At 62.7% G+C, this 12,158-nt stretch carries 10 protein-coding genes and 1 pseudogene; 4 read left to right on the forward strand and 7 right to left on the reverse strand.

Features of this window, described 5'->3' with window-relative positions; translation table 11 throughout:
* The first annotated feature begins 31 nt into the window (after positions 1–31).
* Positions 32–2,479, forward strand: a complete 2,448-nt coding sequence (locus tag PBR20603_RS19465; RefSeq protein WP_150561141.1) for a penicillin-binding protein 1A — start codon at positions 32–34, stop codon at positions 2,477–2,479.
* A 93-nt stretch (positions 2,480–2,572) separates the two neighbouring features.
* On the opposite strand, the gene cyaY is transcribed toward PBR20603_RS19465, so the two are convergent.
* Complete coding sequence (gene cyaY, locus PBR20603_RS19470) at positions 2,573–2,893, reverse strand: iron donor protein CyaY (protein ID WP_150561142.1); 321 nt, start codon at positions 2,891–2,893, stop codon at positions 2,573–2,575.
* A 57-nt stretch (positions 2,894–2,950) separates the two neighbouring features.
* On the opposite strand from cyaY, the pseudogene PBR20603_RS24390 reads away from it, so the two are divergent.
* Positions 2,951–3,016: pseudogene (locus tag PBR20603_RS24390) on the forward strand (hypothetical protein); the annotation flags it as partial.
* Between the two features lie 20 nt (positions 3,017–3,036).
* On the opposite strand, the gene PBR20603_RS24220 reads toward PBR20603_RS24390, so the two are convergent.
* Positions 3,037–3,186: a hypothetical protein gene (locus PBR20603_RS24220; protein ID WP_174977991.1), complete on the reverse strand. Its 150-nt coding sequence runs from the start codon at positions 3,184–3,186 to the stop codon at positions 3,037–3,039.
* A gap of 56 nt (positions 3,187–3,242) precedes the next feature.
* Between PBR20603_RS24220 and lysA the strand changes: the two genes are divergently transcribed.
* Positions 3,243–4,511: a diaminopimelate decarboxylase gene (lysA, locus tag PBR20603_RS19475; RefSeq protein ID WP_150561143.1), complete on the forward strand. Its 1,269-nt coding sequence runs from the start codon at positions 3,243–3,245 to the stop codon at positions 4,509–4,511.
* On the opposite strand, the gene PBR20603_RS19480 is transcribed toward lysA, so the two are convergent.
* The 5 genes from PBR20603_RS19480 to PBR20603_RS19500 all read right to left on the reverse strand — a co-directional run bounded on the left by PBR20603_RS19480 (position 4,439) and on the right by PBR20603_RS19500 (position 10,583).
* Positions 4,439–5,191 carry a protein-methionine-sulfoxide reductase heme-binding subunit MsrQ gene (locus tag PBR20603_RS19480; protein WP_150561183.1) on the reverse strand — a complete coding sequence of 251 codons (753 nt, stop codon included), beginning with the start codon at positions 5,189–5,191 and terminating at the stop codon, positions 4,439–4,441. The two genes, lysA and PBR20603_RS19480, sit on opposite strands and share 73 nt — an antisense overlap.
* 41 nt (positions 5,192–5,232) lie before the next feature.
* Positions 5,233–6,231, reverse strand: a complete 999-nt coding sequence (gene msrP / locus PBR20603_RS19485; RefSeq protein ID WP_150561144.1) for a protein-methionine-sulfoxide reductase catalytic subunit MsrP — start codon at positions 6,229–6,231, stop codon at positions 5,233–5,235.
* 197 nt (positions 6,232–6,428) lie between these two features.
* The gene (gene ccsB / locus PBR20603_RS19490) at positions 6,429–7,613 is read right to left on the reverse strand and encodes a c-type cytochrome biogenesis protein CcsB (RefSeq protein ID WP_150561145.1); all 1,185 of its coding nucleotides are present in this window, start codon (positions 7,611–7,613) and stop codon (positions 6,429–6,431) included.
* A gap of 11 nt (positions 7,614–7,624) precedes the next feature.
* Entirely contained in the window at positions 7,625–9,760 is a 2,136-nt protein-coding gene (locus tag PBR20603_RS19495; protein WP_246174852.1) for a cytochrome c biogenesis protein ResB, read from the reverse strand.
* A gap of 166 nt (positions 9,761–9,926) precedes the next feature.
* Positions 9,927–10,583, reverse strand: coding sequence for a c-type cytochrome (locus tag PBR20603_RS19500; protein WP_150561146.1), 657 nt, complete (start codon positions 10,581–10,583; stop codon positions 9,927–9,929).
* A 297-nt stretch (positions 10,584–10,880) separates the two neighbouring features.
* Between PBR20603_RS19500 and yihA the strand changes: the two genes are divergently transcribed.
* The gene (gene yihA, locus PBR20603_RS19505) at positions 10,881–11,549 is read left to right on the forward strand and encodes a ribosome biogenesis GTP-binding protein YihA/YsxC (RefSeq protein ID WP_150561147.1); all 669 of its coding nucleotides are present in this window, start codon (positions 10,881–10,883) and stop codon (positions 11,547–11,549) included.
* Positions 11,550–12,158 lie beyond the last annotated feature (609 nt).

Below are 12,158 nucleotides of genomic sequence, written 5' to 3' on the forward strand. Positions count from 1 at the left end.
TAATCGGCCCATCGATTTTTCCGGTTCCCCCATGGCAAGCACACCGCAAACCGAGACACCCCGTGACAAGCGTCCGCCCAAACCGCGCCGCTCCCTCTGGCTGCGCATCGCGCTTTGGTTCGCCGGCCTGATTGCCGCGATGGTCGTATGTGGCGCGTTGCTCGCGGGGTACATCCTGGTGGTGATGACGCCGCAGTTGCCTTCGCTCGACACGATCGTCGACTATCGGCCCAAGATCCCCCTGCGCATCTACACCGCCGATGAAATCCAGATCGGCGAGTTTGGTGAGGAGCGCCGGAATCTGGTGCGCTTCGCCGATATTCCCGACGTCATGAAGAAGGCGGTGATCGCCATCGAGGACGACCGCTTCTATCAGCACGGCGGGGTCGACTTCATTGGCATTTTCCGCGCGGGTGTAGCGAATTTCACGCGCGGCGGGTCGTCGCAGGGCGCCAGTACGATTACGATGCAAGTCGCGCGTAACTTCTTCCTGTCCAGCGAGAAGACCTATACGCGCAAGATCTACGAAGCACTGCTCGCCTACAAGATCGAGTCGCGTCTCACCAAGGATCAGATTCTCGAGCTGTACATGAATCAGATCTATCTGGGAGAACGCGCATACGGCTTCGCCAGTGCAGCACGCGTCTACTTCGGCAAGGATCTGAAGGACATCACGCTCGCGGAAGCCGCCATGCTCGCCGGATTGCCGAAGGCGCCGTCGGCGTATAACCCGATCGTCAATTACAAGCGCGCCCGCGTGCGTCAGGAGTACATCCTCAAGCGGATGTACGACCTCGGGTACGTCTCGAAGGCCGAATACGATCAGGCCATCGCGCAGGAACTGGTGGTACGCGGGCTGGGCAGCGAGTTCAGCGTCCATGCCGGGTATGTGGCGGAAATGGTTCGCCAGTTGCTCTATGCCCAGTTCAAGGACGAGATCTACACACGTGGCTTCAACGTCTACACGACCATCAATTCGGCCGATCAGGAAGCCGCCTACGAAGCATTGCGCGCCGGGGTCATGGCCTACGAGTTGCGTCACGGCTACCGCGGCCCGGAAGCCAACATCGATCTTCCGGACGATCAGGACGAGCGCGAGCAATTGATCGACGACACGCTGGTCGAGCATCCTGACAGTGGCGACATGATTGCTGCCGTGGTGCTCTCCGCGTCGCCTCAGCAAGTCAAGGCCGTGCTTCTGAACGGCGACGACGTCACCGTGACCGGCGACGGCTTGCGCTTTGCCGCCGCCGGGTTGAACGCGAAAGCCCAGCCCAAGCAGAAGATTCGCCGGGGCTCGGTGATTCGTGTGACAAAGGACGCGAAGGAAAACTGGCGGATCGTGCAGATGCCGGATATCGAAGCGGCGTTCGTGTCGCTCGATCCGCAGAACGGCGCCATTCGCTCACTGGTCGGTGGCTTCGACTTCAATCGGAACAAGTTCAATCACGTCACTCAGGCGTGGCGTCAGCCGGGTTCGAGCTTCAAGCCGTTCATCTACTCGGCCGCCCTCGAAAAGGGCTTCGCGCCGGCGACCATCATCAATGACGGGCCGCTGTACTTCACAGCAGCGCAGACGGGCGGGCAGCCGTGGGAGCCGAAGAACTACGGCGGCGGCTTTGAAGGCCCGATGCCGATGCGCGTTGCGCTGATGCGCTCACGTAACCTCGTCTCGATTCGCATCCTGCAAAGCATCACGCCGGGCTATGCCCAGAAGTTCATCGGACGATTCGGCTTCGAAGCAGACAAGCATCCGGCGTATCTGCCGATGGCGCTGGGGGCGGGGATGGTCACGCCGTTGCAAATGGCAAGTGCCTATGCCGTCTTTGCCAACGGTGGTTTCCGTGTGAATCCGTTCATCGTGGCGCGCATTACCGACTCGAAGGGCAGCGTCATCATGGAGGAAAAGCCCTCCACGGCGGGCGACGAGACAATCCGGGCCATTCCGGCACGCAACGCGTTCATCATGAATTCGATGTTGCACGACGTTGCGACACGCGGCACGGCGGCCAAGACCAATGTACTCAAGCGCAGCGATCTGGCTGGCAAGACGGGAACGACGAACGATTCGCACGACGCCTGGTTCGCCGGTTATCAGTCACAACTGGTAGGGGTGGCGTGGATCGGCTTCGATCAGCCGCGCAATCTGGGCGATCGCGAAACGGGCGGCGGCCTGGCGTTGCCCATCTGGATCGACTACATGGCGAAGGCCTTGCGCGGTGTGCCCGAATCGACGCGGGCGATGCCGCAGGGAATCATTCAGGCAAATGGCGATTACTTCTACGACGACTATCCGCCGGGACGCGCCGTCAGTACGGTCGGCCTGAGCGCCGATACGGCGCCGGACGGTTCGGCGGCCCCCGGCCCGTCGGCCGGATCGCTGCCCGGTCAGATGCCTGCTCAACCGAACCCGGCGCCTGCACCGGTGGACCGTCAGGAGCGTCAGCGCATTCTGGACATGTTCAACACCAAGCCCTGACGGGTCGCCTGAGCCAGCGCCCCGAGAGTCCCCGGGACCGCCATGCGGCGCAGTACCTCCAGCCACGCGGGAGGCGCTGCGCCGCGTTTTTTGTCAGTTGGCCTGCAACGTCACCGTCTCGCCCGCCTGCTGCGACGCAAAGCGCGACAGCGCTTCGAACAGTTCCGAGTCGTCGCGTGTGTCACGCCATTCGTCGCCCCTGAGACGGAAGTGGAAGCCCCCCGAGCGTGCGGCGACCCAGATCTCGCTCATCGGCGTTTGCAGGTTGACGATGATCTTGCTGCTGTCTTCGAATTCGAGTGTCAGGACGTTGCCCGTACGTTCGCAATCGATATCCACGTCGCAGCCTTCGACAGCCGCCTCCACCCGCGCCAGCACTGCCTCGGCGAGCGCCAGGAATTCACTTTCCGTCATGCTAAACTCCACGCTTTGCGTCATCGTTTGCATGCCGCACCACGCGGCGATACCCCCATGACTGCACCTATTCGAACCAGCGCGATTGTAGCCTCGATTGCCCTTTTGAGCGTGTTGGCCGGCTGCGGTCAGGCCGGGCCGCTTTACTTGCCCGCCCGTCCGGTGAAACCGGCGCCGCCTCCGGGTGCGCCGCTGCCCCCGCCGCCGCGCGTACCCGAGCCGCAGCGTGGGCCGTCGGTCGACGTCCCCTCGGCCGCTTCGGTGCCCGCAGCGAAGCCGGAATAAGCAGGCATAAGCCACATACCCTCTGGCTTGCCTGCGCACGCTAGTTGATTACCGAGTTTTTGCGATGTCCGACGCCATCTTCTCCTACCGCAACAACGTACTCCACGCCGAGAACGTTGCCCTGCCCGCCCTCGCCGAGCGTTTCGGCACGCCGCTGTACGTCTATTCCAAAGCGGCGCTGACCAACGCCTATCAGGCCTACGCCAAAGCCTGCGAGGGGCGCAACGCCGCCGTGCACTACGCCGCCAAGGCCAACTCGAACCTCGCCGTGCTCGGTGTGTTCGCCAAGCTCGGCGCGGGTTTCGATATCGTGTCGGCCGGTGAACTCGCCCGCGTGATCGCAGCAGGCGGCGACCCGAAGCGCGCTGTGTTCTCGGGTGTCGGCAAACATGCGGACGAGATGCGCTACGCGCTGGAAAAGGACGTCTTCTGCTTCAACGTGGAATCGCGCCCGGAACTCGACCGCCTCAATGAAGTGGCAGGGCAGGCCGGCAAGCGCGCTCGTGTGTCGCTGCGCGTGAACCCGAACGTCGACGCCAAGACACACCCGTATATTTCCACGGGTCTGCGCGGCAACAAGTTCGGTGTGGCTTACGAAGAAGCCTTCGACGCCTATCGCGCCGCCGCCGCCATGCCGAACCTCGAGGTCGTCGGCATCGACTGCCACATCGGCTCGCAAATCACGGAAATTTCGCCGTATCTCGATGCCACCGACAAGATCCTCGATCTCGTCGAAAAGCTCGAAGCGGTGGGCATTTCGTTGCACCACATCGACGTTGGCGGCGGGCTGGGCATCACCTACACGGATGAGACGCCGCCCGACATCACGGCATTCGCCACCACGCTGCTCGATCACATCGCCAAGCGCGGTCACGGCCATCGTCAGGTGATGTTCGAGCCGGGTCGCTCGCTCGTCGGTAACGCAGGCGTGCTGCTCACGCGCGTGGAATTCCTCAAGCATGGCGAGACGAAGAACTTCGCCATCGTCGATGCAGCAATGAACGATCTGGCGCGCCCCGCCATGTACGAGGCTTATCACGGGATCGATCCCGTCGAGCGGCGGGCCGCCGACGAGGTGACCTATGACGTCGTGGGCCCCGTGTGCGAAAGCGGCGACTGGCTCGGCCGTGACCGCACGCTGGCGATCGCTCCGGGCGATCTGCTCGCGATCCGCTCGGCCGGCGCCTATGGCTTCACGATGAGCTCCAACTACAACACGCGGCCGCGCGCCGCCGAAGTCATGGTCGACGGCAACGAGGCCTACCTCGTTCGGGAACGTGAAACGGTCGAGTCGTTGTTCGCCGGCGAACGACTGCTGCCCGATAACGCCTGAACCCGCTGTCTGCGAAGCGCCCAGATCACCCGGGCGCCGAGCAGGGCTGCCACCACGATCGCATAGATCGCTGGCTGGGCAAGATCGTTCTTGCCCGCCTTCATCCACCAGTAGTGCAGGATCGCCAGCACGGCAATCGCATAGATCAGGCGATGCAGCCGCTGCCAGCGCTTTGCGCCCATGCGCCGCACCATCGCGTGTGGCGATGTCAGCGCCAGCGGCAGCATCAACGCGAACGCGGCAAATCCCACGGTAATGAACGGCCGCTTGCCCGACACGTCGCGCAAGATGCTCGCCCAATCGAACCACTGGTCCAGCCAGAAATACGTCGTGAAATGCAGCGCGCCGTAAAAGAACGCAAACAGCCCGAGCATGCGGCGAAACCGCAGCAACCCGGACAATCCCGACACGCGACGTGCCGGCGTGATCGCGAGCGTGAGGCAAAGCATGACCAGCGTCCAGGTGCCTGTCGAGCGCGTGATGAACTCGACGGGATTTGCCCCCAGGCTGTCCGTCGTTGCATAGACGACGAGCCGTAGCAACGGCACCGCCGCCAGCAGGAAGACGACCGCTTTGGCCCACGGCAGCCAGCGCGGTGCGTGCGGTGAGCGCTGCGCCGGGCGGCGGGGCGTTCGGACGCCGGTGCTGGCCTCAGCCGCTTTGGTGGCTGCGCCGGGCATATCGCCCGAATTGGATGGCGTGATCGGCACGAGGTGTCGGCTCAGAAGAATTTGCGCAGGTCCATGCCCTGATACAGGCTGGCGACCTGTTCGCCGTAACCGTTGAACATCAACGTCTTGCGCTTGGGTGTGAAAATGCCGCCATCGCCGATGCGCCGCTCGGTCGCCTGGCTCCAGCGCGGATGATCGACACCGGGATTCACGTTGGAATAGAAGCCGTACTCGTCCGGCGCGGCGCGATTCCAGCTCGTCAGCGGCATTTTCTCGACGAAGCGGATCTTCACAATCGATTTGGCGCTCTTGAACCCGTATTTCCACGGCACCACCATTCGCACCGGCGCACCGTTCTGGTTCGGCAGCACCTCGCCATACAGGCCGAACGTGAGCAGGGAAAGCGGATGCATCGCCTCATCCATACGCAGGCCCTCGACATACGGCCAACTCAGCACAGGGTACGACAGCCCCGGCATCTGCTTCGGATCGGCCAGCGTGACAAATTCCACATACTTCGCGTTTCCCGTCGGCTGCACCTGCTTGATGAGTTCCGCGAGCGAGTAACCAATCCATGGAATCACCATCGACCAGCCCTCGACGCAGCGGTGGCGATAGACACGCTCCTCGAGCGGCGCGAGCTTGAGCAACGCATCGATGTCGTAGACCTTCGGCTGCTTCACCTCGCCTTCGATGGCGATCTGCCACGGGCGAGGTTTGAGTGTGTCTGCCCGGCGTGCCGGATCGGACTTGTCCGTGCCGAATTCGTAGAAGTTGTTGTAGGTGGTGACGTCCTTGATGTCGGTCGGTTTGTCGGTCACCACGTAACGCGTGTTACGTGCGGCCTTCAGTGTCGCCAGACCCGTGCCGGGGCTGTCGGCAGCGAACACGACACGTTCCGGCAGCATGCCGAGAGCTGCGCCGCCCAACCCTGTCAACCCGGCACCGGACGCGCGCAGGAAGCGCCGCCGTGCCATGACGACCTCGCGAGGCGTGATGCTGCTCGCTGGAATGTCCGTGCCGCGCAGGCGCGATTTGCTCGTACTCATGACTCATCCCCCTGACCTGCCCGTTCTGTCGCTGTCGCCAATCCCGTCTACGGGCACACGCTACTGATCGTTGAGACCGGCGCTCGAACGACGCCGTTCCCGCCGTCACGCTGCGGGAAATCATACGGCATGATGAAAAAAGCCGCCGGCACCTGAGTGCGGCGGCTTTCCGAGCGGCCTCGACGCAGCAATTCGCGTCAGAGCTGTCCGTAGCTGTGCAGCCCCGAGAGGAACATGTTCACCCCCAGGAACGCGAACGTTGTGATCAGCAGGCCAGTCAGCGACCACCACGCCGCCACCACACCACGCAATCCCTTCATCAGGCGCATGTGCAGCCACGCGGCGTAGTTCAGCCAAACGATCAGCGCCCACGTTTCCTTCGGGTCCCAGCTCCAGTAACCGCCCCACGCGTCGGCGGCCCACAGCGCACCGAGAATCGTGGCGATCGTGAAGAAGGCGAAGCCTACGGCAATGGCCTTGTACATCACGTCGTCGAGCAGTTCGAGCGACGGCAGGCGCGACGAGAAGAAGCCGCTGTCGAGAGGCTTGCCTGCGGCCGCCAGACGCTTGTTTTCGCTCGACTTGAGCAGATACGCGACCGCGACCATCGCTGCGAGCGCGAACGTGCCGTAACCGATGAAGTTCGCCGGCACATGGATCTTCATCCACCAGCTTTGCAGCGCCGGCACCAACGGCTGGATCTCGTAGGCGCTGCGCGCCACGCTGTACCAGAGATTGAAACCGACCGCGGCGCTGATCACGAGCAGCACGAACGGACCGAGCGAGCGCGTTTCGTAGCGGCGCTCGTAGTAAAGGTAGAACAGGGCCGTGATCAGGCAGAAGAGCACGAAGACTTCGTACAGGTTCGAGATCGGAATGTGGCCAACGTCGGCACCCACCAGATACGACTCGTACCAGCGCACCATCATGCCGGTGAAGCCGAGCAGCACTGCCGCCCAGCACAACGCCGACCCCACGCTCGCACCGAACGGCGAACGGGCGAGCAGACCGCCCCAGTAGAAAAGCGTCGCAAGAAAGAACAGCGCGCTCATCCACAGGATGGCCGATTGACTCGAGAGGAAGTACTTGAGGAAGAACGCCTGATCGGCACGCGCCAGATCATGGTGATACAAGCCAATGCCCGAGAGCGCCAGAATGGCGATCCCGGCCATCAGCCAGCGCACGGACCGCCAATGCCAGCCGAGTAGTGCAAAGGTGGGCACGGAGAGCACCAGAATCGTGTGCTCATAGTAGTCCATGTAATGGCCGTAGCGATTGAGGGCAAAGCCCGCACCGATCGCCAGCGCCAGTGCGAACAGCCAGTCGCCGATGCTGCGGCGGCGCAGCCAGGAGACTTCCGAATAGCTTTGCGATAACTCCATCTGTCTCACCTTCATCGTTTTGTGACGATCTCGTCCATCTCCGCCTTCGTGCGGGCGAATTCCTTTTCGAAATCAAGCGTACGGCGCGTCGTCGACACCGCCATCAATACCGAACTGCCACCGTCCGGCGTGTCTTTCAGCCACATCCACAGACGCCGCTCGCGCACGTAGAACATCGAGAAGATGCCGAGTACCAGCAGCAAGCTGCCAAGATACACGATCTTCTTACCCGGCGAGCGCGTGAGCTGAAAGACGCTCGCCTGGATCTGTTCGAACGAATCGAGCTGCAGGAAGACCGGGGCGTCGTACAGGAAGTTGTCGGACAGCGCGTTGGTGGCCGTATGCACGAAACGCTCGTTCTCCGGTGAGGGCGTCATGGCCGGCTGCCCGGCCTGCTCGCGGGCGACCTGCCACAGTTGCCAGACCGTGCCGTCGAGAATGCGACGGAACATGTCCGCTGCGCTGGATTGCTGCTCCTGCGGCACCTTCTCGTTCACGAACTCCGCAATCGCCTGCAAACCGCCCTTCGTCTGGCTGGTTTTGCTCGCTGGAATCACGCCGGCGAACAGATCCAGTTCACGCTTTGCGCTCTCCTGCAACTGAGCGCGAAGCGCCGTCGAGGTCTGCGCCGGCAACGATTGTGCAGCGAAGCGGCGCGCGGCCTCGGCGCGTGCGCCGTCGTCCTGAAGGGCAGCGCGCAGCAGCATCCATTGCTTGACGGAGCCGTCGGCGTCCGCCGGAATGCGCAGGTACTGGAACGGGCCGTCCGGCGTGTCGCGCACCCCCGTCATGAAGACACGCTCACCGTCATCCACCAGAATCGGCAGCATGTAGTTGCGGTACTCCTTCGCCTGCCCGCTGCGATCGCGCAACTTGTATTGCACCGACGGTCCGACGTTGCGCAGATCCTTGCTCAGATCCGTGCGGGCACCCGAGCCGAGTTGGGCACTCAGATCGTCGCGCAACGACTTGCGCGCCACACCGCGCACGTCGCGCTCCCCCCCGCCATTGCTGATGTTCTCGACGTTGATCGCCCGAAAGTCGCTGAACTCGACGGTGTATTCGTCCTTGCCCGCAGCCCCCCCGCGCAATTGCGTCGAGCCGCCCACATCGCCCGAGAATGCAAACGGGCGATCCGACGCGCCGTGCATGGGATACCCGGTCAGCTTCAGCTTGCTGCCACCGTCCTCGAAGCTCGATTGATAGATCGCCACGCCCTTGAAGATGAACGGCTCATTGACCTTCACGGTCGCGTCCATCGTCTTGCCGGTCTCGGGGTCGGTGACCGCGATGTCGCTCGCGAACAGCTTCGGCATGCCCGTCGAATAGTAGTCGACGTGGAATTTCTTCAGTTCGATGGCGAACGGCAGATCCTGCACGACCGAGCCGTCCTGAAAATTCAGAATCGCTGTGGTCGATTTGCCGCCCTCCGGCACGAATGCGTAACCGCGGAACGCCGGATTGTTCGGCGAGAGACGATGCGTCGGTGGAATCTGTGCGATCACGGCATTGCCTTGCAGCGGCGACTTGCCGAACAGTGCCATCTGTACGCGGATCAGCAGATCACTGTCGACTAGGCCACCCAGACAGATGATGACGATTGCACTGTGCGCAAAGATGTAGCCGATCTTGTTAATCGCGCCTGCCTTGGCCGCGACAAGCGTCGCACCGTCGCGCTCGCGCACAACGAAACGGTAGCCGCGGTGTCCGAGATAACCCGTGAGGCGCGGCAGAAGCTCACCACGCGACGCCGGCCCGGTGAACTCGGCCTTGTGACCGAAGGCGCGCAGACTGCCCTCGCGCACGTGATCGCGCCAACTGCGGATGTCCGCAATCATCTTCGGCCCATTGCGCACGATGCACAGCGTCGTGGACGCCATCAGGAAGAAGAGGATCAGCAGGAACCACCACGAGCTGTACACGGTGTACAGGCCGAGCGAACGGAAGACACCGGCCCAGAATGGACCGAACTGATTGACGTAGTTGGGATACGGATCGCCCTGCTTAAGCACCGTGCCAACAATGCTGGCAATGGCGAGCACGGTCAGCAGGCTGATGGCAAAACGCATCGAGCTGACCAGCTCGACACCGTCGCGCACCCATCGTTGCGCGCCTTTGATCTGCATTCCGGAGGTACTGATGCTCATCCTGTTTCCGACAACAAAAAAGGGCGGGGACGCGTATCTCACGCGCCCGCCACCCTGTGTATGCTAAACCAGATCTACCCGGTCGCTCTGCGGCGCCGCTGCTGGTTTCGTTATAAGTCAGCGAATATACCCTGACGTTCACATGGTGTCAGGGCAGGACTGCCGATCAGCGCAAACCGGCGATGTAATCCGCGACTGCCTTGATTTCCTTGTCCGACAACCGCGAGGCTATGGTATGCATCGGCGCGTTGTTCTTGCGGGTCTCGTCGCGGAACGCGACCAGTTGGGCAGCGGTGTATTCCGCCCATTGGCCGGACAGACGCGGGTACTGCGACGGCATGCCGGCGCCGGCTGGTCCGTGGCAAGAGGCGCAGGCGGGAACCCCCTTTTCGGCCAGACCACCACGGTAAATTTTCTCGCCCAGCGGCACCGTGTCCTTGTTGCGCGCGACACCCGGCTTCGCGGTCTGCGAGGCGAAATAAGCGGATACGTTGCGCATGTCCTGTTCGGACAGTGCCGCGACCATGCCGGCCATGATGGGATTGTTACGCGCGGGAGTTTTGCCGGGCTGCGCCTTGAAGTCGGCGAGCTGTTTGTCCAGATATTCGGCGTGCTGGCCGGCGAGCTTCGGATAGGCGCCGCCGGTACTATTGCCGTCTGCCGCGTGGCAAGCGGCGCAGACCTGACTGGCAATGGCCTGTCCCCGGGCCAAGTCTGGTTTGGCGGGCGCCTGAGGCTCGGCGGCTTGTCCTGCACCGCTCAGAAGAAAGCATGCCAGCGCCAACGGTGTTGCAGCGAGAGACTTCCACACTCCTCGGTTCATTCGCACACCTTATATCTGTTTTGTCGGGAAATCGGTCGTTCGAACTCACCGTCCGACGCCGTGTTTCTCCTCCAACCTCACGGCGCGCGAGACGTTCGGGCAAGCCCTGGCAAGGCCAAGGTTAACTTTCATATTGTACAATAAAGTCTTTCCCCGACTTTAGGGGATTTCCATGTAGAAGGCCGCAGTACGGGGCTCCCCGGCCTGTCGCCGGTGGGCATCGAACCCGCCGTTCTGCGCCCCTGCGCCCGCGTTGCAGCCCGATCCCTGTGGCTGCGGCGCTCCCCGGTTTCTGCCATGTCCCTACTTCATCAAGCCCGCTTCTTTACGACCGTCAATCATCTGCGCGACCTGCCGCCCACGGCCGTGCCCGAGGTCGCCTTCGCGGGACGCTCGAACGCGGGCAAGTCCAGCGCGCTCAACATCCTCTGCAATCAGAAGCGGCTGGCCTTCTCGAGCAAGACGCCGGGACGCACGCAGCACATCAACTACTTCGAGATCGCTCACCTCGAGCATCTGTATGGCTATCTCGTCGATTTGCCCGGCTACGGCTACGCCGAGGTCGGCGGCGGGGTGAAGGTCCACTGGCAGAAGCTCCTCGGCGACTATCTCGTGCAGCGCCCGCAACTGCGCGGCCTCGTGCTCGTGATGGACTCGCGCCGGCCCTTCACGGACCTCGACTGCGAGTTGATCGACTGGTTCATGCCGACGGGACGTCCCATCCACGTGTTGCTGACCAAGGTGGACAAACTCACGCGTCAGGAAGCCACTGTCGTACTGCGCGACACGCAAAAACGTCTGGCCGCCCTGCCGCGCACCGACGGTCTGCCGTCCGACGATCCGGCAACGCCGCCGCAGTTCACGGCCCAACTGTACTCATCGCTCAAGCGCACCGGTGTCGACGCCGCGCAGCGCGTGCTCGAGGACTGGCTCGCCATTCCGGCGCGCGACGCCGCCAAGAAGTGAGCTTGTCCTGATCGTTTGTCCTGATCGTTCGCGCGCCGGGAGATCGGGTACGTCCTCGCCGCCCGCCTTCGCTCGCGCGAACGATGTCACCTTGCAGACGCGGGACAGCCTGCCGTCAAACCGTCAAACCGCCAAAGCAGATGGCAGACAGGCTCAGCGGACGCGGCAAATCGTCGCGGTGAACCGCATGGCGCTTCGTCAGTTCGATGGCAATTGGCGTGCGCAAGCGATGGCTTGGCATCCCCTCAGCCGAACGGATGAGGCCTGTCGAATCGGCCGGAAAGCATGGCTGTCCGGGGCGTTGCCATGACGATTCGTGCGCACATAAAAAAACCGCCGTGTAGGCACGGCGGGTTTAAATAAGCCTTATCGTAGAACGACAGGCGCCCGCTCAGGGAGGAGAAGCGGGGGACCCTCGCACACAGTGCGAACGTCCGGTTGGTATGATATACCATGCATTCGAAAGTTTCCCGGCAAGTGCCGTTTTTTGCGCGCCTTCCCTCTTAGGGAATCGTTGAGCCAGACGCAACGACCATCCGTTTTCGGGACACGTCCACACGACCGATTTCGCGGGAATCTTCGAAGCACCACTCTCCGTCCAAAGGACCG

It is taken from the genome of Pandoraea bronchicola (genome assembly GCF_902459805.1).
GTDB lineage: Bacteria > Pseudomonadota > Gammaproteobacteria > Burkholderiales > Burkholderiaceae > Pandoraea > Pandoraea bronchicola.